The sequence below is a fragment of the Novosphingobium sp. BL-S-21 genome, from assembly GCF_055521655.1.
The window spans coordinates 1,620,018-1,638,214 of the sequence record NZ_CM145496.1; the positions used below are offsets into that span (position 1 = coordinate 1,620,018).

The window sequence follows — 18,197 nt, forward strand, 5'->3', positions numbered from 1 at the left end:
TCCGGTTACACTTTCCAGCCCGAGTGGATCGCGACGAGGCCGCCCATGATCGGCTCGACCTTGGTGTGCTTGAACCCAGCCGCGCGGATCATCCGTTCGAATTCCGGCATCGGCGGGAAGCGGCGGATCGATTCGATCAGGTAGCGGTACGATTCGGCGTCACCGGCGATGGCCTGCCCGATCTTCGGCACCAGGTGGTGCGAATAGGCATCGTAGACTTCCTTGAAGCCGGGCCATTCGGTGGTCGAGAATTCGAGGCAGAAGAAACGTCCGCCGAACTTGAGCACGCGGTGCGCCTCGGCCAGCGCCTTGTCGATATGCGTGACGTTGCGAATGCCGAAAGCGATCGTGTAGGCGTCGAAGAACCGGTCCCCGAAAGACAGCACCTCGGCGTTCTGGCGCGACCAGACCAGGCCATCTATGCCCTGCTCCATCGCACGCTCGATGCCGACGTCCAGCATGTCCTGGTTGATGTCGGACACGGTGATCGAGGCGCCCTGCGCCGCCATGCGGAAGGCGATGTCGCCCGTGCCGCCGGCCATGTCGAGAATCTGTTCGCCTTCGCGCGGCTTCACGCGGCGCACGAACTTGTCCTTCCAGAGCCGGTGCATGCCCACGGACATGGCATCGTTCATCACGTCGTACTTGCGTGCGACGCTGGAGAAGACGGCGCCGACGCGCCCTTCCTTCTCGTCGGGGCTGACCTCTTCGTAGCCGAAGGAAACCGTTTCGCTCATGGCGCAGTCCTCTAGCCGTCCGGCCGCGCCTGCGCCACCCGGTGATTTGGTTATTTTGCCGAGGGGGCCGGGTTGCGCGGGGTGTCTGCCGGCTGCGCCGCCCGGCACCCCTAATCGGTGGCCATTGCCCTCTTGCGCGCGGGGTCGGTCTTGATGGCCGCGTTACGCGCGGCGGCAGCCGAAAGAACGATGCCGCCCAGGATCAGGGCCATGCCCGCCACATGATAGCGATGCAGCGCCTCGCCAAGGAGCAGGGCCGAGAGCAATGCGCCGAACAGCGGCATCAGCGTGATCGCCTGCCCCGCCCGCGCCGCGCCCAGCTCATGCGTGGCGCGGTTGTAGATGAAGTACGCGATCACCGATGGGAACACGCCGATATAGGCATAGGCGGCCAGGACTTTCGGGCTCCAGGCCACGACCTGCCCCTGCATGGTTTCCATCGCCGCCAGCGGCGCCATTGCGCAGGCGCCGATCGTGAACGTCAGCAGCAGGAAGCTCGGGGCCGATATCGCCGGGCGCTTGCGCAGGAACACGGTGTAGAGCGACCAGGCCGCTACCGCGCAGAAGATCAGCCCGTCCCCGGGTCCGAAACGCAGCTGCACCAGTGCCGCCGGATCGCCCCGAAACACGATGGCCGCGACCCCGATCGTGGAGACGACCACTCCCAGCACATGCATCCGCCCCGGACGCCCCCTGAAGATCGCGAAGTCCAGCAGCATGACCGTCGCCGGAATCGCTGCCTGCAGCAGCAGGGCATTGGCGGCCGTGGTGAAATGCAGCCCTTTGTAGATAAAGCCGTTGAAGCACACGACCCCGAAGAAGCCGAGCGCCAGCACCCAGCGCCAGGCGGCCAGCGCCTCGGCCCGCTCTTTCCAGAGCTGGCGCGCCGCGAAGGGGAGCAGGATCAGCACCGCGATCATCCAGCGCCCGAAGGCCAGGGTGAAAGGCGGGACATCCGCACGCACCGCCCGTCCCACGATCGAGTTGCCTGCCCAGAACAGCATGACCAGCCCCAGCATAAGGAACGCGCGCGTGTGAGACCTGTTGTTTTCCATGCGCTTGGCTTGCTTCGGAAGCGGACGGAAGAAAAGGGAAAATGCAGGCACCGTGCTTACCTGCAGGTCTTCCCCTTTTCTTCCTCCCCCCATCCCCTATCTCCCTTCCACGATGCCAGAACTTCCCGAAGTAGAAACCACCGTTCGCGGCCTCGCCCGCTACCTGGAGGGCGAGCGGATCGCCCGCATCACTCTGAACCGCGCCGATTTGCGCCGTCCTTTTCCGCCCGATCTGGTGCAAGTGCTCACCGGCGCCACGGTCACCGGTCTCGGCCGCCGCGCGAAGTACGGCCTCATCCATACCGACCGCGAACAGACGATGGTCTTCCACCTCGGCATGTCCGGCCGCTGGCGCATCGAACCCGAAACGGCCGAGAAGCACGACCACCTCGTCATGGAAACCGGCTCCGGCCATGTCCTGGCGCTCAACGATGCCCGGCGGTTCGGCTCGGTGGACCTCGTGGCCACCCCGGCGCTCGATACCTGGGGTCCTTTCGCGGCGCTGGGCCCCGAGCCGCTGGGCGAAGACCTGACCGCCGCGCACCTCAAGACGGCCTTTGCCGGCCGCATTGCGCCGATCAAGCAGATGCTGCTCGACCAGTCGATCGTAGCGGGCCTAGGCAATATCTACGTATGCGAGGCGCTGTTCCGGGCCGGCATCCGGCCCGACAAGCAGGCCGGGCTCGTCACCCTGCCGGCCTTGCGCAAGCTGGTGCCGGCGATCCGGGAGGTCCTGGCAGAATCGATCGCGGCGGGAGGCTCGACGATCCGCGACTACGCGCAGCCCAACGGCGAACTGGGATATTTCGCCGCCGCATGGCAGGTATACGGGCGCGAAGGGCAGGACTGTACCTGCGGCGCCCCGGTCCAGCGATTCGCCCAGGGCGGGCGCAGCACGTTCTGGTGCGCCCGCTGCCAGAGATAGACGGGGCCCGCATGGCTCAAACAGCGCCTTTCCGCGCCCGGAAACCCGGAAACGGGCCGTTTTCAGCCCCTCTCACGGGTTGACGGAACGGCGCTTCACCGTTAAGGGGCGCGCTTTCCGGCGAGTCCGCTCGCCTAGAGATTCGATCAGGCAATTGGGCCGCCATCACCGCTGTGGGGGGGCCAGACAGAGGAAATTCGATGGCCAATACGCCGCAAGCCCGCAAGCGCATCCGCCGTAACGAGCGCCGCGCGGAGATCAATACGAACCGCATCAGCCGCATCCGCACCTTCCTGAAGAAGGTCGAGACGGCGATCGCCGGTGGTGACAAGGGCGCCGCGACGGCTGCTCTGAAGGAAGCCCAGCCTGAACTGGCTCGCGGCGTGGCTCGCGGCGTGCTTCACAAGAACACGGCTTCGCGCAAGATGTCGCGTCTCACCAAGCGCGTCGCCTCGCTCGGCTGATCATACCCGGCAGGCGCGCCCCTGAGGCGCGCCCACCGTGCGGCACCGGCCCGCGCAGCTATCTGAACTCCCGTCCCGCCGGACGAGATTTCAGGCAGCCGCGCGGGCCGCGCCCGTTTGGGGGCCCTGCACGGCCCGCGCTTAAAGCAAGCGTCATAGGCCTCCCAGGCGCCCTCCGGCCAGTTCATGACCGGCCTGCCGACCCACACTGCTGCCCTCACTCTGCTGCCCCCGATCTGCCGGCCCGATCTGCTGACCCAGAATCGCCCGCATGAGTCGTGCGGATGTCACAGAAGGGATTCGCGGGAGCGATTCGCCCCCTGCCCGGCAAGACTTGCCGCTTCGGTGAGTACGTAACAGGAACGCCTGGAGCGAGGCCATGGGCGCCCCATTTCGGGACCCTGACAGGGTGCTGCACGCCTTGCGGGCGAAAGGCGCGGAAACGTTGCGATTCGCATGCAAGAGAATCGCAACGCGTCGCTAACCAGCTGTTTTTATGTGATAATTTAGATCATGACGGAAATTGGGCACTGAAGCCGAGTCAACCGCCATATTTTTTTTTATTTGGGGAGTGCTGTCTTGCACGGCGGCCAAACCCGTTCCTAAAAGAAGTCCACAGGCCGGAGCGGAAACCGGCTGGGGAACATCGACAGCGACGAGACTCCTGCTGCAGGCACTCCTGCAGTCGAGGGTCGTTTTGTCCGCGTTTTCCGGCTCCGTACGGGGGCTCACATCGGGATTCACCTCCCGTGGGCACCGGTTCCACGCATGGCATTCAATTTTCGCGGCCCGCTGGGCCACATTCGGGGTAGCTGCCAACAGAGGGGAGTTGGTCCAGTGTCAGGTTCAACAGCGGGTCGGTCTCCGGCAAGTCAGGGCGCAAACGGCGTGATTAAGAAATCGAAGGCGGTACGAGTGGCGATGGAAGAGGATCAGGAAGCCGTGAATCTGGCGGCAGACTGGGCTGACATCAGCCAGGGCCTGCGCAAGGATCTCGGCCATCAGGCGCACAGCCAGTGGATCAAGCCGATCCAGCCGGGCAACTACTGCAAGGAAACCGGTACGCTCGATCTGTACCTGCCCACCGAGTTCTCGGCCAATTGGGTGGCGGATCGCTTTGCCGATCGCCTGTCGCTGGCCTGGAAGATCGCCCGTCCCGACGTCCGCCACGTCCGCATCCTGGTGCACCCCGGTCGCCGGCAGCTGCCCGAACTGCGCCTCGGCAGCGGCGGCCGCCCGAACAGCGCGCCGGCCAACGATTCGGCCCAGGGTTCGGCGGATTCGATCGCGGCCGTCCTCCAGGGCGAGGCTTTCGCCGCGCTTGGCCAGGGCCCGGTCGGCATCGACGCCTCGCAGACCTTCACCTCGTTCGTGACCGGCCAGAGCAACGTGCTGGCCTGCAACGCCGCCCAGCGCATGTCCGCCACCGAGACGCCGCAGTTCTCGCCGCTCTACCTCAAGGGCGCGACGGGACAGGGCAAGACCCACCTGCTGCACGCGATCGGCCACGCCTATCTGGCGAACCACCCGCACGCGCGGATCTTCTACTGCTCGGCCGAGCGCTTCATGGTCGAATTCGTCCAGGCCCTGCGCCAGAACCAGATGATCGAGTTCAAGTCGCGCCTGCGCGGCTTCGACCTGCTGCTGGTGGACGATATCCAGTTCATCATCGGCAAGGCTTCGGCGCAGGAAGAACTGCTCTACACGATCGATGCCCTGCTCCAGGAAGGCAAGCGGCTGGTCTTCGCCGCCGACCGCGCGCCCCAGGCGCTCGACGGTGTCGAACCGCGCCTGCTGTCGCGCCTGTCGATGGGCCTCGTCGCCGACATCCAGCCGGCCGACATCGAACTGCGCCGCTCGATTCTCGAAAACCGCCTTGGCCGCTTCGCCTCGGTCGACGTGCCGGCCGATGTGATCGAGTTCCTGGCCCGCACCATCAATCGCAACGTGCGCGAACTGGTCGGCGGCCTGAACAAGCTGATCGCCTATGCCCAGCTCACCGGGCAGGCCGTCTCGCTCCAGCTTGCCGAGGAACAGCTCACCGATATCCTCTCGGCCAACCGCCGCCGCATCACGATCGACGAGATCCAGCGCACGGTCTGCCAGTTCTACCGGATCGACCGGACCGAGATGAGCTCCAAGCGCCGCGCCCGCGCCGTCGTGCGTCCGCGCCAGGTGGCCATGTATCTCGCCAAGGTGCTGACGCCGCGCTCCTACCCGGAGATCGGCCGCAAGTTCGGCGGGCGGGATCACTCCACCGTGATTCACGCCGTGCGCCTGATCGAAGAACTGCGCACGCGCGATGCCGACATGGACGGCGACGTCCGCTCGCTGCTGCGCCAGCTCGAATCCTGATCCGGTCCGAAGCATGAGAGGTGGCCGGGGGCTTCTCCCCCGGCGCCTCACCAGCTTGTCCGCAAACTTGTCCGCAAACTTGCCCACAGGCGGCCGCTGCAAGACGCACAGGCGCTGCCTCACCCGGATGTCCCCGGCGATGACGAGCGACAAGTAAAACCACGAAGACAGTAAAACCACGAAGACAAGGGCCTGCCGGTCTTGACTTGCGGCACTGCCGACTTGTCGTCCTCGGCCCGCAACCTGCTCTATCCGGCTGGGATGCAAAAATTTAACCACTGAATAAGCGTAGTGATGTAGTCTCCATGCGACCCGGGCGGCCTTCGCCCGACGGAAGAGGCTCCCCATGCGCTTCTATCAGGCCACGACTTTCCTGTTCCCCCGGCGCTACGAATGGCGCATCCTCCTCGTCTGCTTCGGGGCGGTGCACGTTCCGCTGCTCGCCTGCGTCGCCTATCAAGCCGCTACCGGGCAGTGGCAGCCGGCGATCCTGCTGATTTTGCTGGCCGCCACCCTGCTGGGTACCCTGTTCGGCATCGCGGCGATCCATGCGCTGCTCAGCCCGATCACCACCGCCACGGAGATGCTCCGGTCGATCCAGGCCGGGGAGCGCGTGGGCATGGTTCCCGTGGGCAATCAGGACCTCGTCGGCCGCCTGCTCCACGGGGTGGCCGTGGCCGCCAACGAATCGGCGGCACGGATCGAGCGCCTGATCGAGGCTTCCGAACGCGACGAACTGACCGGCCTGCGCAATCGCCGCGGCTTCCTCGATTCGGCGCGGCGGATCCTCGCGGCCGATTGCAATTCGGTCTTCGCGATGGTCGATATCGACCGCTTCAAGGCGATCAACGACCGCTTCGGCCATGCCACCGGCGACGCGCTGCTGCGCGAAGTGGCGCTGCGGCTGGAACACGGCGTGCGGCGGTCGGACGTGGTGGCACGCTGGGGCGGCGAGGAATTCGCGATTCTCTTCCCGGATACCCTGCTGGAAGAAGCGCGCGTGGTGATGGAGCGCCTGCGCGCCAGCATCGCGCTCGACCCCACCTTGCGCGGAGACGAATGGCCGGTGACTTTCTCCTGCGGGCTCGCCCCGATCCGCAATTTCGCCCATCTCGACCAGGCGACGCGCAATGCCGACGGCGCGCTCTATGCCGCCAAGAACGGCGGGCGCAACCGGGTGCAGATCTCCAAGGACGAATAGCCGCTGCGCGAAATCCGGGTCGCGGCCGGCCCGGCTAGGCTTTTCATACAGGCTGGCCCGCCTTGCCCCACCCGGCCCCGATGCTGTAGGCCCCGGCCATGAACCCCGCCCTTCCCGCAGCCTATTCGCAAGCCGCCCTGCGCGGTGTGCGTTGCCGCTGCCCGCGCTGCGGCGAAGGCCGCCTGTTCCGCAAATGGCTGAAGCCGCTGGAACGCTGCCCGGTCTGCATGCTGGATCTGACGCCGCAGCGGGCGGACGATTTTCCCGCCTATATCGCCATGATCGTCACCGGCCACCTGATGGCGCCGCTGATCATCACCCTGTCCAAGGACTTCCACCTTGGCCCCGCGGCCATGTTCGCGATCCTGATTCCCCTGGCGGTGGCGATGATGATCGGCATGCTCCAGCCCGCCAAAGGCGCGGTAATCGCTACCCAGTGGTGGTTCGGCATGCACGGTTTCCGCAAGGAACGGCCGGAGCCCCTGCCGATCCCGGCCGAGCCCGATGGAGTGTCGGGCGGCGCGACCGGCGGCGAAGCAGGCCGCGAATGAGCCTTTCCCCCGAACGCCTCCAGCGCTTTGCGCGCCACATCGTGCTGCCCGAAGTGGGCGGCGCCGGCCAGGTCGGCCTGGCGGAGGCGCATGTGGTGCTTGTCGGCTGCGGCGGGATAGGCAGTCCTGCCCTTCAATATCTCGCCGCAGCCGGCATAGGACGGCTGACACTGATCGATGACGACACGGTGGACGTCAGCAATCTGCAACGTCAGACGATTTATACGCCATCTGATATCGGCAAGCCCAAGGCGGAAGCGGCGGCCGAATGGGTGCGGCGCTTTGATCTTGGCCTTGAGGTCCTGCCGACCGTAACGCGTCTCGGGGGTGACAACGCGGCAGAGATTCTCTCCGGCGCGAGCGTGGTACTGGACGGGTGTGACAACTTCGCGACTCGGCTGCTGGTGTCAGATTCCTGTGTGAAACTCGGCATTCCCCTCACCAGCGGGGCGGTTGGCCGATTCCAGGGCCAGGTCGCCAATTTCGCCGGCCACCTGCCGGAGCAGCCCTGCTACCGCTGTTTCGTGGGCGATGCCTTCGATGCGCAGGACTGCGACACTTGTGCGGCGGACGGTGTGCTGGGGGCCATGGTCGGCATGGTCGGCACGTTTGCGGCCATGCATGCCATGCGCGTCCTGCTGGAAGGCAAGGCCGCGCTGGGTGTTCCGCAATATGGCACGCTTCACCTGATCGACGGCATGGCGCCCTCGCTACGGCCGCTCAGGATCGCCAAGGATCCCGGCTGCCGCGCCTGCGGGACCGCAGCGCCCGTTCAGGCCGATCTGCCGTCGTAAGTGTAGACCGATAGCTGCGCGAGCAGTGCGGGATCGAACAGGCGCATGTTCACGCCCATCCGGTCCTGCGCGGGATCGACCGGGCTCCAGTGCGTGGTGCAGCCGCAGTGCGGGCAGTGCCAGAAGGTGAGCACTTTATCGCCGGTCTGGTAGCCCGCCAGCGGACCCTCGATCCGCACTTTCGCGGGGCTGTGATAGGACCATAGCGCCCCCAGCCGATGACAGACCGAACAGTTGCAATCGCAAACCTCGTGCGGCTGATCCGCCAGTTCCAGCGTGACCGCGCCGCAGTGACAGCTCCCCTTGTGCATCGTCATAGGCCGAGCACTTCATCTACCCAGGCGCTGACCAGTGCGGTGGCGGGGCCATGGCGCGCCGCATCGAACCAAGCGGTCCCCTGCGAAGGTTCGAGGTTCAGCTCCAGCGTCTCCGCCCCGAATTCGCGCGCATTGCGCACGAAACCGGCTGCGGGATAGACCGCGCCGGACGTGCCGATCGAGACGAACAGGTCCGCCTGCTCCAGAGCCTCGAAGATCTCGTCCATGCGGTAGGGCATTTCTCCGAACCAGACGATGTCGGGCCGCAGTTCCGCCGCGCCGCATTCGGGACAGGCGGGGCGATCGAGCAGTGGTCCGGTCCAAGGTGAGCGCACGTCGCAGGCCGTGCACCAGGCGTTGAGATGCTCGCCATGCATGTGGAGCACGCGTTTCGCGCCTGCCCGCTCATGCAGATCATCGACGTTCTGCGTGACGATCAGCAGTTCGCCCTCCCACTCGCGATCGAGGCGCGCCAGCGCGACATGGGCGGCGTTGGGTTCCTTGGTCTGGATCGCCTCTCGCCGCATGTCGTAGAAGCGCAGCACCAGATCGGGATCGCGCGCGAAAGCCTCGGGCGTCGCCACGTCCTCGACGCGGTGCTGCTCCCACAGCCCTCCGCCGTCTCGAAAGGTATCGATGCCGCTTTCGGCGCTCACGCCCGCGCCGGTGAGGATGACGATGTTGCGGATGTCCTTCATCCCCGCCATGAGACCAGCCTTCAACGGAGACGGCAAGTGGCACGAATCGGAATTATCGGCAGCGCAGGGCGCATGGGACAGGCGATCGCACAGGCCATCGAGGCTGCCGGCGAAAACCTTTCCGGCGGTATCGGCCGCGACGGAGACCTCGGCGCACTGTCGGCCCATTCGGACGTGCTGATCGACTTCTCCACCCCCGTCGCGCTCGAAGCCAACCTCGATGCGGCGGTGGATGCGGGCATTCCCATCGTCGTGGGCACCACCGGTCTGGAGGAACGCCATCACTGGCTGATCGATTCGGCCGCGCAGCACATTCCCGTGCTTCAGACCGGCAACACCTCGCTCGGCGTCACGCTGCTTGCCCACCTCGTGCGCGAAGCCGCCAGCAAGCTGGGTGAGGACTGGGATATCGAGATCGTCGAGACTCACCACCGCATGAAAGTGGACGCCCCCTCCGGCACCGCCCTGCTGCTGGGCGAAGCCGCCGCCAAGGGCCGCGAGGTCGGCTTGGCCGAAACCGCCGTGCGCGCCAGGGACGGCATCACCGGCAAGCGCGAAGCCGGCACCATCGGTTTCGCGGCGCTGCGCGGCGGCACCGTGGCAGGCGATCACACCGTGCACTTCCTGGGCGACAGCGAGCGGCTCTCGTTCTCGCACATGGCCGAAAACCGCACGATCTTCGCCAAGGGCGCGGTCAAGGCCGCGCAGTGGCTAAAGGACAAGCCCGCCGGTCGCTATACCATGCCCGAGGTTCTGGACCTTTGAACAAGGCCGAGATCTTCGAGTTCTTCCGCCGTCTCGCCGAGCTGAATCCCTCGCCCGAGACGGAGCTGGAATTCGGCAACAACTACCAGCTGCTGGTCGCCGTGGTGCTTTCGGCGCAGTCCACCGACGTGGGCGTCAACAAGGCCACCCGCGCGCTGTTCCGCGAGGTGAAGACGCCCGCACAGATGGTCGAGCTGGGCGAGGAAGGCCTCAAACAGCACATCAAGACGATCGGCCTGTTCAATTCCAAGGCCAGGAACGTCATCGCCCTCTCCGAGATTCTGGTCGCGCGCTATGACGGCGAAGTGCCGGAAGACCGCGATGCGCTGGTCGAACTGCCCGGCGTGGGCCGCAAGACCGCCAATGTCGTGATGAACTGCGCATTCGGGGCGGAGACCTTCGCGGTGGACACGCATATCTTCCGCGTCGGCAACCGCACCGGCATCGCCAAGGGCAAGACGCCGCTGGCGGTGGAGAAGCAGCTGGAGAAGCGCGTGCCGCAGCCGTTCCGCGTGGGATCGCACCACTGGATGATCCTGCACGGCCGCTACATCTGCAAGGCACGCACGCCGGAGTGCTGGCGCTGCCCGGTCGTTGACTTGTGCGACTACAAGGACAAGGTTCTGCAAAAGGGAGCCGCTCGCAAGGCTGCCTGATCGGGAGGACGTACATGCTCCGCCGTCGCATTGGCTTTGCCCCTGCCCTCGCTTTCGCCGCCGCGCCGCTCGCCCTCGCCGCCTGCTCGCAGCAACCGGCCAAACCGCCGCCGCCAGTCAGTCCCGCGGCCGAGGCGATCGGCCCTTCGCAGGACTGCCTGTCGCTCGTGCAGTTCTCCAACACCCGCATCCGCGACGACTGGACCATCGATTTCATCGGCGGCGCCGGTAACCGCGTCTGGCGGGTGACGCTGCCGAACCGCTGTTCGGGGCTGAAATCGGCCGACAGCTTTACGTATGCGACCTCGCTCTCGCAGCTCTGCCGGAATGACATCGTCTATCCGCTCAACCGCGTGGGGGGCGGATTCCAGCGCGGAGCCGGGTGCGGACTGGCACCCTTCACCCCGGTGAAGCTGGCGCAGTAAACCGGCGACGTGCGGGGGACGCAAACCGCGTCCCTCCGCGCCCCGTCAGCCTTCGTACTGCTCGGGGTCGATATTCAGGCCCCGGCGCCCTTCGGACGACGAATGCGTCGGCGCCCTGGGCATTTCCTCTTCAGGATCGACCAGGGGCTGCAGCATGCCTTCGCTGCGAGTGATAACCGCCGTCGCCACGGCATTGCCCACCACGTTGGTGGCCGAGCGGCCCATGTCGAGGAAAGTGTCGATGCCCAGCAGCAGCGCGATGCCCTCCACCGGCAAGCCGAACTGCGTGAGCGTGGCCGCGATCACCACCAGGCTGGCGCGCGGGACGCCGGCAATGCCCTTGGAGCTGACCATCAGCGTCAGCAGCATCAGGATCTGCGTCCCGATCGGCACATGGATGCCGTAAGCCTGCGCGATGAAGATCGAGGCGAAGCTCATGTAGATCATCGAGCCGTCGAGATTGAAGCTGTAGCCCAGCGGCAGGATGAAGCCCGAGATGCGGCGCGGCACACCGAAGCGGTCCAGCTGCTCGAACAGCTTGGGCAGGCTGGCTTCGGAAGAGGCGGTGGAGAACGAAAGCAGCAGCGGCTCGCGGATATAGCGGAACAGCGTGACGATCCGCCCGCGCAGGAAGATCCCGCCGATCAGGAACAGCAGCAGCCACAGCAGCAGCATCGCGAAGTAGAATTCGCTGACCAGCACGCCGTAAGTGACGATGATGCCAAGGCCGCGCGTGGCGATCACGCTGGCCAGTGCGCCGAACACCGCGAAAGGCGCGAAGCGCATCACGTAGTCCGTCACTTGCAGCATCAGCTCGGACAACGCTTCGCTCACCTTGACGATGATGGCCCCGCGCTCGCCGATGGCCGTGAGGCCCACGCCGACGAAGAGCGAAAAGACCAGGATCTGCAGGATGTTGTTTTCGGCCATCGCGTCGACGGCGCTGCTCGGGAAGATCTCCAGGATGAAGTGGCGCAGCGTCAGTTCGCCCACGTCCAGCTTGCCGAGGTCGGCTCCGGTATCCAGCCCGGCGCCAACGCCTGGCTTGAACAGGTTGACCAGCACCAGGCCGAGGCCCAGCGAGATCAGGCTGGCCGAGATGAACCAGCCCAGCGCCTTGCCGCCGATGCGGCCCAGTGCCGCACTGTCGCCCATGCCCGAGATGCCGGTGACGATCGTGGCGAAGACCAGCGGCGCGATGATCATCTTGATGAGCTTGAGGAAGACGTCCGGCAGCAGCCGGAAGTAGTCCGACCACTGCACCAGGCGTGGATCGTCGGCAGCCAGGGTGGCATGAAGCGCCCAGCCCACGAGAATGCCGAGCACCATGCCGACCAAGATATAAAGCGTCAGGCGCCTGCCCATTCCCACCTCGCAACAAAATTGCTGGCAAGACTAACAGCGTGACCCGTGCGGTCAACGTCGCCGGCCGGACTTACCGTCAGTTCCAGCCACCGGGCTGGTCCCGCAGGAGCCGGCGTTCAGCCCTTCGCCAGCGCCGCTTCGGTCACGCGGCGGAAGATGCGGACGAGCACTTCGAGATCGGGGATCGCCACGGCCTCGTCGCGCTTGTGCATCGTCGCGTTCGAAAGGCCGAACTCGATCACCGGGGATAGGTCCTTGAGGAACCGCGCGTCGGAGGTGCCGCCGCTGGTCGAAAGCTCGGGCTCCACCCCGGTCTCGGCGCGGATCGCTGCGGCGAGCATGGCGGAAAAGGCGCCGGGCTCGGTGAGGAAAGCCTCGCCGGAGATCACCGGGCGCGCGGTGCCGCCGTGGCGCTCCGCAATCTCGGCCACGCGGGCGGAGAGGCTCTCGCCAGTGTGGAGATCGTTGAACCGGATCGAGATACGCGCCGAGGCCCGGGCCGGAATCACGTTGGTGGCGACGTTGCCCACGGTGAGGTCGGTCACCTCCAGGTTGCTGGACTGGAACCAGTCGGTGCCTTCGTCGAGCACAAGCGCATCGAGTTCGGCCAGCATGGCCACCAGCCTGGGAATCGGATTGTCGGCCAGGTGCGGATAGGCGACGTGGCCCTGCACGCCTTCGACCTCCAGCCAGATGTTCACCGAACCGCGGCGGCCGATCTTCATCATGTCGCCGAGGCGGTGGACCGAAGTCGGCTCGCCGACGAGGCAGAGGTCGGGAATTTCGCCCACCGCGCGCATATGATCGATCAGCGCCAGGGTGCCGAAGCGCGCGGGGCCTTCCTCGTCACCGGTGATGATGAAGCTGATCGTGCCCGCATCCGCCGGGATCTGCGCCGCCGCCGCGACCATCGCGGCGATCGACCCCTTCATGTCCACCGCGCCGCGGCCGTAGAGCAGTTCACCGCGCACTTCGGGCGCGAAAGGCGCGCTGCTCCAGCCCTCGCCCGGGGGCACCACATCGAGGTGCCCGGCATAAGCGAAGTGGCGCGAGCCCTCAGGGCCCTTGCGGATCGCGAAGAGATTTTCGACCGGACCGTCCGGCGCTTCTCCCGCCAGGAAACGGTGGACGTGGAAGCCGAGCGGCGCCAGCTGGCCCTCCAGGCAATCGAACACCGCGCCGGTCGCAGGCGTCACACTGGGGCAGGCAAGCAGGGCTTCGGTGAGTGCCAGGACACTCGCGGGGGTCTCAACGGCTTCGGTCATGCCGCGGGCCATTGCACAGGACCGCGCCCAAGACCATAGCGGAACGGCCGTTTCGGGGAGTGATCGCCATGCCCAAGATCGATGTCGAGACCATCGCCGCGTCCAATCGTACCGGATATCCGGAACCGTTCGATGCGGCGGTTGAAGGACGATGGTGGCGGCGGCTCGCTCCGGCCGGCGGACTCAGCGAGATGGGCGCCAGCCATGTCGTGCTCAAGCCCGGCGCCTGGTCAAGCCAGCGCCATTGGCACGAAGACGAGGACGAGCTTCTGGTCATGATCGCCGGCGAAGCCGTGCTGGTGGAGGACGGCGGCCGCACCCCGGTCCGCGCGGGCGAGATCTGCGCCTGGCCCAAAGGCGTCCGCAACGGTCATCACCTCATCAACGAGAGCGACGCGGACTGCGTGTTCGTGGCCATCAGCGCCGGCAACCCGGACGGTTCCGGCGCCTATCCGGACATAGACATGACGTTCGATGCTGAGGGCTATCATCACCGGGACGGCAGGCCGTATCGCACGGCTCGCCCCCGCTGATCGGCCGCTGATCGGCTATTCGACCGGGTTCTCGTACTGTTCGATCACCCAGTCCTCGGCCTCGGCAGCGTTGATCCACTGCTGCATCCATTCGTGCTCCCACACCGCCTGCATATAGGCTTGCGCGAAGCCGGGAACGCCGATGCCATACGTGAGGAACCGGCTGACGACCGGCGCATAGATGATGTCGGCCGCACCGAACGTGCCGAACAGGAAGGGACCGCCCTTGCCGAACCGCGCGCGCGCCTCGGCCCAGAGCGTGAGTATGCGCACCACGTCGGCGCGCACGTCGTCGCCCAGCGAGACGCCCTGCACCCGGCTGCGGATATTCATCGGGCAGGCCCGGCGCAGCGGCATGTAGCTGGAGTGCATTTCCGCCACCATCGAACGAGCCATGGCGCGCGCGGCATCGTCCTTGGGCCAGAACCGGTCGCGGCCGACCTTGTCGGCAAGATATTCGATGATCGCCAGGCTGTCCCAGACCACGGCTTCGCCGTCCCACAGGATCGGCACTTTGCCGTGACTGGGCGCGAGATCGTCGGAGCTGCGCTTGGCCTCCCAGTCGTCTCCGAACAGCGGCACCGTGATCTCCTCGAAGGCCAGGCCCGACTGCTTGCAGGCCAGCCAGCCGCGCAGCGACCAGCTCGAGTAGTTCTTGTTGCCGATAATAAGCTTCACTGCGCAGTTCCCCGTAGGTCGATCATCGGGCCTATCGGTTCAGACTGGCAAAGTCGAGGATGAACGGCGTCGCAAGATGTCGCAGAAGAGCGAGGATGACGGCCGGAGATCGCCGACCTCCTGCGCCGCCAATACCTTAGTCTCGCGCCTTGCACCGCAGGACATGTCGGCAGCCCCGTAAGAGGCCCACGGCGCCGGGTGCCAAGCAGCCACGCCGTTCCGCGCGCCTGGGGGTCATCCCCCAGGACCGCTCCTGTCCGGTCAGAACAGCCGCGTCAGTTCGAAGAAGAGCGCGCCGACGATCGCGCTGGCCGGGATCGTCACGAACCAGGCCACGATCACGCGGCTCGCGACCGACCACCGCACGGCACTGGCCCTGCGCGCGGCGCCGGTGCCGACGACGGCGCCGGTGATGGCATGGGTGGTCGAAACCGGAATGCCCATCGCGCTCGCCCCGAAGACCACGATCGAGCCCGCGGTCGAGGCGCAGAAGCCCGAGTGGTGGTTGAGCTTGGTCAGCTTGGACCCCATCGTCTTGATGATCTTCCAGCCGCCCGAGAGCGTGCCGATGGAAATGGCCGCGTAGCAGCTGATCACAACCCAATCGGGAACGTGGAAACCGCCCTCCAGATGCCCGGTCGAATAGAGCAGGACGGCGATGATGCCCATCGTCTTCTGGGCGTCGTTACCGCCGTGGCTGATCGAATAGGCGGCCGAGGAGAACAAGTGCAGGGTCTTGAAGATCCCGTTGGACGCGCGCGGCGTGGTTCCCTTGAACAGCCAGGAGGTCAGCAACATCATCGCCATGGCAATGAGGAAACCGAGCACAGGCGAGGCGACGATGGCGATCACCGTCTTCACCGTGCCTTCGGATTCGATGACCCCCGGCCCCGCCGCCGCCACACCGGCGCCCAGCAGGCCGCCGATCAGCGCGTGGCTGGACGAGGAAGGGATGCCCTTGATCCAGGTCAGCACGTTCCAGAACATCGCGCCTACCAGCGCTCCGAACACCACGGCGGGCGTCACGGCGTCCTTGTCGATGATGCCCTTGCCCACCGTCTCGGCGACATGAAGGCCCATGATCCAGTAAGCCGCGAAGTTGCCGAAAGCGGCGAACAGCACGGCGACGACCGGCGACAGCAGGCGCGTCGCCACCACGGTGGCGATGGCGTTGGCGGCATCGTGAAGGCCGTTGAGGAAGTCGAACGCCAGCGCGAGCGCGACGAGGCCGATCAACAGCGGCAGTGCGAGCGTATGATCCATGGTGAAAGGCCGCCGGTCAGGCGTGGTCGATCACGAGACCGTCGATCTCGTTCGCGATGTCCTCGAAGCGGTCGACCACGCGTTCGAGGCGCCGGAACATTTCCTGGCGCACGATGAAGTGCAGCGCATCGCCCTTTTCGCCATTGGGGCCGGTATCGGCCTTGAAAACGCGCTTCAGGCCGGCCGCGTGGATCTCGTCGGCATGGCCTTCCATGCGCACCAGGCGCTCGGTCAGCTCATGCAGGCGATTGCCGTTGTCCGCGATCTTGCGCAGGAGCGGCATGATCTCTGCCGTCAGACGCGCGGCGTCGACGATGATCGCCGCCATGTCGATCATCTCCGGTTCGAACTCCGCGACCTCATAGAGGTTCACGGCGTTCGCCACCTGCTGCATCTCGTCGATGGCATCGTCCATCGTGGTGATGAGGCTGGTGATCGACGAGCGGTCGAACGGGGTCAGGAACGTGCGGCGCACCGTCTGGAGCACTTCGCGGGTGATTTCGTCGGCATCGTGCTCGCGCTCACCCACTTCGCGGATGTGCTGGGCGCGGCCGGCCCCGCCCTGCGCCAGGCGGGCGAGAGCGTCGGCACCAGCCACAAGCGTGGCGGCCTGCCGCTCGAACAACTCAAAGAAGTCGCCCTGCTGCGGCAGCAACTTCTGGAACCAGGCAAACATGGTATTGATCCCTGTCTTGTCCGCCATCCGGTCAGCCACCGCGCCGATGAGGCGGGCGGGACTGGCCGCGGCGCGAAACTCGCGCGCGCCGAACGAACGGATCAGCGCACGCAGGTCCTCTTCGTCGACCGCCTTAGCGGCCTCCGCCATCGAGAACCAGCGGCGTTCGCGCTGATGCTGTTCGTCCCAGGAGTCAAGTTCCTCAGTGACTGCAAAGGGAAATACATCCACATCCGCCCACACCGATGCGCCCGAGGCGCGCCGTTTGCGATAGCGATAGGAGCCGAGCGGAATGGGGCAGGCCGCGCCGCGAACGCCGGCTTCTTCCTCTGCTTCCACGGCAGCCGCCGCGTGCGGAGGAAGGCCCTTCATCAGCCCGCCCTTGGGAATGACCCAGCGGCGCGTCTGGCGCGAGGTAATCAGAAGAATCTGAATCGGCGCATCAACCGAAGGCCCGGTGGCGCGATAGGGAAGAACGGCAATCTGGCGCATGGCGAGACTCCTTCTTCTCATTGACGCGACCGAGCGCCTCTAGGCGAACCATCACCGTCACGCAATCGTCACATTCGCACTTTTCCGGATGCTTCGTGCAAGTCCGTCCGGTCCGCAGCGATCATCGCCCGGCAAGCCGTGAATATCAAAGGAGAAAAGGGTCATTGCGGAGCTATCGCCGCATGTCCCGAAACGGGACCGGGGCATCGGCGGGCGCCTATTGCGCCCCGCGGATCACGCCTGCCTCAGCCGCGAAACAAGCCGGGCGACAGAGGGGTATCGACAAGAACGGGCGGGATCGGCGCCGTGAAGGCACCGATCCCGCCCATCCGGTTCAGGTCTGCGAATCGGAGAGCACTGCGGCCCGAAGCTCGGCGATGCCCAGCCCCTTCTCCGAAGAAGTGACATGCACTTCGGGATAGGCCGCCGGGTGCTTGCGTGCCTCGGCAATCGTCTCGGCGTGAACCTTTTCCAGTTCGCTCGCCTTGATCTTGTCGGATTTGGTCAGGACGATCCGATAGCCGACGGCGGCTTCGTCCAGCATCTTCATCATTTCGGCATCGACGGTCTTCACGCCGTGGCGCGCATCGACCAGCAGCAACGTGCGTTTCAGCGCCACGCGGCCGCGCAGATAGTCGCGCACCAGACGCCGCCAGGTCTCGACGACCGCAGGCGGCGCCTTGGCGAAGCCGTAGCCGGGCATGTCGACGAGGCGGAACTGCAGCGGCTCGCCCACTTCGAAGAAGTTCAGCTCCTGCGTGCGCCCCGGCGTCACCGAGGTGCGCGCGATCGACTTGCGGCCGGTCAGCGCGTTGAGCAGCGACGACTTGCCGACGTTCGACCGTCCGCAGAAGGCGATCTCCGGCGAATCGCCATCGGGGAGGAACTTGAGCGCGGGCGCGCTCTTCAGGAACGTTACCGGTCCCGAAAAGAGCTTGCGCGCCTGCTCCATCAATTCTGTGTTTTCTTCTTCCATGTCAGT

At 65.9% G+C, this 18,197-nt stretch carries 20 protein-coding genes; 10 read left to right on the forward strand and 10 right to left on the reverse strand.

The features are described 5' to 3' along the window. Positions 1–5: 5 nt before the first annotated feature. Both ACZ1J6_RS16075 and ACZ1J6_RS16080 read right to left on the reverse strand, forming a co-directional pair. Positions 6–737, reverse strand: a complete 732-nt coding sequence (locus tag ACZ1J6_RS16075) for a class I SAM-dependent methyltransferase (protein WP_134094607.1) — start codon at positions 735–737, stop codon at positions 6–8. A 110-nt stretch (positions 738–847) separates the two neighbouring features. Then, positions 848–1,792, reverse strand: coding sequence for a DMT family transporter (locus tag ACZ1J6_RS16080; protein WP_465127500.1), 945 nt, complete (start codon positions 1,790–1,792; stop codon positions 848–850). Between the two features lie 112 nt (positions 1,793–1,904). Between ACZ1J6_RS16080 and mutM the strand changes: the two genes are divergently transcribed. From mutM to ACZ1J6_RS16110, 6 genes are all read left to right on the forward strand, one after another. After that, positions 1,905–2,717: a bifunctional DNA-formamidopyrimidine glycosylase/DNA-(apurinic or apyrimidinic site) lyase gene (gene mutM / locus ACZ1J6_RS16085; RefSeq protein WP_465127501.1), complete on the forward strand. Its 813-nt coding sequence runs from the start codon at positions 1,905–1,907 to the stop codon at positions 2,715–2,717. 200 nt (positions 2,718–2,917) lie between these two features. Beyond that, positions 2,918–3,181, forward strand: coding sequence for a 30S ribosomal protein S20 (gene rpsT / locus ACZ1J6_RS16090; RefSeq protein WP_132264889.1), 264 nt, complete (start codon positions 2,918–2,920; stop codon positions 3,179–3,181). 921 nt (positions 3,182–4,102) lie between these two features. Continuing rightward, positions 4,103–5,536, forward strand: coding sequence for a chromosomal replication initiator protein DnaA (dnaA, locus tag ACZ1J6_RS16095; protein ID WP_132265344.1), 1,434 nt, complete (start codon positions 4,103–4,105; stop codon positions 5,534–5,536). Between the two features lie 346 nt (positions 5,537–5,882). Then, positions 5,883–6,737 (forward strand): GGDEF domain-containing protein, encoded by an 855-nt coding sequence (locus tag ACZ1J6_RS16100; protein WP_132264887.1) that lies wholly within the window; start codon positions 5,883–5,885, stop codon positions 6,735–6,737. A 98-nt stretch (positions 6,738–6,835) separates the two neighbouring features. Continuing rightward, positions 6,836–7,288 (forward strand): DUF983 domain-containing protein, encoded by a 453-nt coding sequence (locus ACZ1J6_RS16105; protein ID WP_465127502.1) that lies wholly within the window; start codon positions 6,836–6,838, stop codon positions 7,286–7,288. Beyond that, positions 7,285–8,082 carry a HesA/MoeB/ThiF family protein gene (locus ACZ1J6_RS16110; RefSeq protein ID WP_134094612.1) on the forward strand — a complete coding sequence of 266 codons (798 nt, stop codon included), beginning with the start codon at positions 7,285–7,287 and terminating at the stop codon, positions 8,080–8,082. Before ACZ1J6_RS16105 ends, ACZ1J6_RS16110 begins: the two co-directional genes overlap by 4 nt. Here the strand turns inward: ACZ1J6_RS16110 and ACZ1J6_RS16115 are convergent. Then, positions 8,061–8,399 (reverse strand): GFA family protein, encoded by a 339-nt coding sequence (locus tag ACZ1J6_RS16115; protein WP_208324868.1) that lies wholly within the window; start codon positions 8,397–8,399, stop codon positions 8,061–8,063. The genes ACZ1J6_RS16110 and ACZ1J6_RS16115 overlap by 22 nt on opposite strands. Next, the gene (locus ACZ1J6_RS16120) at positions 8,396–9,097 is read right to left on the reverse strand and encodes an NAD-dependent deacylase (protein WP_314465129.1); all 702 of its coding nucleotides are present in this window, start codon (positions 9,095–9,097) and stop codon (positions 8,396–8,398) included. Before ACZ1J6_RS16120 ends, ACZ1J6_RS16115 begins: the two co-directional genes overlap by 4 nt. A gap of 36 nt (positions 9,098–9,133) precedes the next feature. On the opposite strand from ACZ1J6_RS16120, the gene dapB reads away from it, so the two are divergent. From dapB to ACZ1J6_RS16135, 3 genes are read left to right on the forward strand one after another with little or no spacing between them, the layout of a single operon-like run. After that, positions 9,134–9,862, forward strand: coding sequence for a 4-hydroxy-tetrahydrodipicolinate reductase (gene dapB, locus ACZ1J6_RS16125; protein WP_132264881.1), 729 nt, complete (start codon positions 9,134–9,136; stop codon positions 9,860–9,862). Next, positions 9,859–10,518 (forward strand): endonuclease III, encoded by a 660-nt coding sequence (nth, locus tag ACZ1J6_RS16130; protein WP_314464863.1) that lies wholly within the window; start codon positions 9,859–9,861, stop codon positions 10,516–10,518. The genes dapB and nth overlap by 4 nt, the downstream gene beginning before the upstream one ends. 14 nt (positions 10,519–10,532) lie before the next feature. After that, complete coding sequence (locus tag ACZ1J6_RS16135) at positions 10,533–10,943, forward strand: hypothetical protein (protein WP_465127503.1); 411 nt, start codon at positions 10,533–10,535, stop codon at positions 10,941–10,943. Positions 10,944–10,988: 45 nt separating this feature from the next. On the opposite strand, the gene ACZ1J6_RS16140 is transcribed toward ACZ1J6_RS16135, so the two are convergent. Next, on the reverse strand, positions 10,989–12,308 hold the full coding sequence (locus ACZ1J6_RS16140) for a dicarboxylate/amino acid:cation symporter (protein ID WP_314464865.1): 1,320 nt from the start codon (positions 12,306–12,308) through the stop codon (positions 10,989–10,991). A gap of 116 nt (positions 12,309–12,424) precedes the next feature. Continuing rightward, the gene (gene dapE / locus ACZ1J6_RS16145) at positions 12,425–13,573 is read right to left on the reverse strand and encodes a succinyl-diaminopimelate desuccinylase (protein WP_465127504.1); all 1,149 of its coding nucleotides are present in this window, start codon (positions 13,571–13,573) and stop codon (positions 12,425–12,427) included. Positions 13,574–13,641: 68 nt separating this feature from the next. Between dapE and ACZ1J6_RS16150 the strand changes: the two genes are divergently transcribed. Next, positions 13,642–14,106 carry a cupin domain-containing protein gene (locus tag ACZ1J6_RS16150; RefSeq protein ID WP_132264873.1) on the forward strand — a complete coding sequence of 155 codons (465 nt, stop codon included), beginning with the start codon at positions 13,642–13,644 and terminating at the stop codon, positions 14,104–14,106. Positions 14,107–14,121: 15 nt separating this feature from the next. Here ACZ1J6_RS16150 and ACZ1J6_RS16155 read toward each other — a convergent pair whose 3' ends face one another. The 4 genes from ACZ1J6_RS16155 to yihA all read right to left on the reverse strand — a co-directional run bounded on the left by ACZ1J6_RS16155 (position 14,122) and on the right by yihA (position 18,191). After that, positions 14,122–14,784: a glutathione S-transferase family protein gene (locus ACZ1J6_RS16155; protein ID WP_132264871.1), complete on the reverse strand. Its 663-nt coding sequence runs from the start codon at positions 14,782–14,784 to the stop codon at positions 14,122–14,124. 261 nt (positions 14,785–15,045) lie between these two features. After that, positions 15,046–16,047, reverse strand: coding sequence for an inorganic phosphate transporter (locus ACZ1J6_RS16160; RefSeq protein ID WP_132264869.1), 1,002 nt, complete (start codon positions 16,045–16,047; stop codon positions 15,046–15,048). 16 nt (positions 16,048–16,063) lie between these two features. Further along, positions 16,064–17,215: a DUF47 family protein gene (locus ACZ1J6_RS16165; RefSeq protein WP_132264867.1), complete on the reverse strand. Its 1,152-nt coding sequence runs from the start codon at positions 17,213–17,215 to the stop codon at positions 16,064–16,066. A 334-nt stretch (positions 17,216–17,549) separates the two neighbouring features. Beyond that, positions 17,550–18,191 carry a ribosome biogenesis GTP-binding protein YihA/YsxC gene (gene yihA / locus ACZ1J6_RS16170; protein ID WP_132264866.1) on the reverse strand — a complete coding sequence of 214 codons (642 nt, stop codon included), beginning with the start codon at positions 18,189–18,191 and terminating at the stop codon, positions 17,550–17,552. Positions 18,192–18,197 lie beyond the last annotated feature (6 nt).

Excerpts from the sequence above, each read along its gene's own strand:
- ACZ1J6_RS16135 (WP_465127503.1), top strand. The coding sequence starts at position 10,533 with ATGCTCCGCCGTCGCATTGGCTTTGCCCCTGCCCTCGCTTTCGCCGCC.
- dnaA (WP_132265344.1), top strand. The coding sequence starts at position 4,103 with ATGGAAGAGGATCAGGAAGCCGTGAATCTGGCGGCAGACTGGGCTGAC.
- ACZ1J6_RS16165 (WP_132264867.1), bottom strand. The coding sequence starts at position 17,215 with ATGCGCCAGATTGCCGTTCTTCCCTATCGCGCCACCGGGCCTTCGGTT.
- ACZ1J6_RS16120 (WP_314465129.1), bottom strand. The coding sequence starts at position 9,097 with ATGAAGGACATCCGCAACATCGTCATCCTCACCGGCGCGGGCGTGAGC.
- ACZ1J6_RS16160 (WP_132264869.1), bottom strand. The coding sequence starts at position 16,047 with ATGGATCATACGCTCGCACTGCCGCTGTTGATCGGCCTCGTCGCGCTC.
- dapE (WP_465127504.1), bottom strand. The coding sequence starts at position 13,573 with ATGACCGAAGCCGTTGAGACCCCCGCGAGTGTCCTGGCACTCACCGAA.
- ACZ1J6_RS16075 (WP_134094607.1), bottom strand. The coding sequence starts at position 737 with ATGAGCGAAACGGTTTCCTTCGGCTACGAAGAGGTCAGCCCCGACGAG.
- ACZ1J6_RS16100 (WP_132264887.1), top strand. The coding sequence starts at position 5,883 with ATGCGCTTCTATCAGGCCACGACTTTCCTGTTCCCCCGGCGCTACGAA.
- ACZ1J6_RS16110 (WP_134094612.1), top strand. The coding sequence starts at position 7,285 with ATGAGCCTTTCCCCCGAACGCCTCCAGCGCTTTGCGCGCCACATCGTG.
- mutM (WP_465127501.1), top strand. The coding sequence starts at position 1,905 with ATGCCAGAACTTCCCGAAGTAGAAACCACCGTTCGCGGCCTCGCCCGC.
- ACZ1J6_RS16115 (WP_208324868.1), bottom strand. The coding sequence starts at position 8,399 with ATGACGATGCACAAGGGGAGCTGTCACTGCGGCGCGGTCACGCTGGAA.
- ACZ1J6_RS16140 (WP_314464865.1), bottom strand. The coding sequence starts at position 12,308 with ATGGGCAGGCGCCTGACGCTTTATATCTTGGTCGGCATGGTGCTCGGC.
- rpsT (WP_132264889.1), top strand. The coding sequence starts at position 2,918 with ATGGCCAATACGCCGCAAGCCCGCAAGCGCATCCGCCGTAACGAGCGC.
- ACZ1J6_RS16150 (WP_132264873.1), top strand. The coding sequence starts at position 13,642 with ATGCCCAAGATCGATGTCGAGACCATCGCCGCGTCCAATCGTACCGGA.
- ACZ1J6_RS16080 (WP_465127500.1), bottom strand. The coding sequence starts at position 1,792 with ATGGAAAACAACAGGTCTCACACGCGCGCGTTCCTTATGCTGGGGCTG.
- ACZ1J6_RS16105 (WP_465127502.1), top strand. The coding sequence starts at position 6,836 with ATGAACCCCGCCCTTCCCGCAGCCTATTCGCAAGCCGCCCTGCGCGGT.
- yihA (WP_132264866.1), bottom strand. The coding sequence starts at position 18,191 with ATGGAAGAAGAAAACACAGAATTGATGGAGCAGGCGCGCAAGCTCTTT.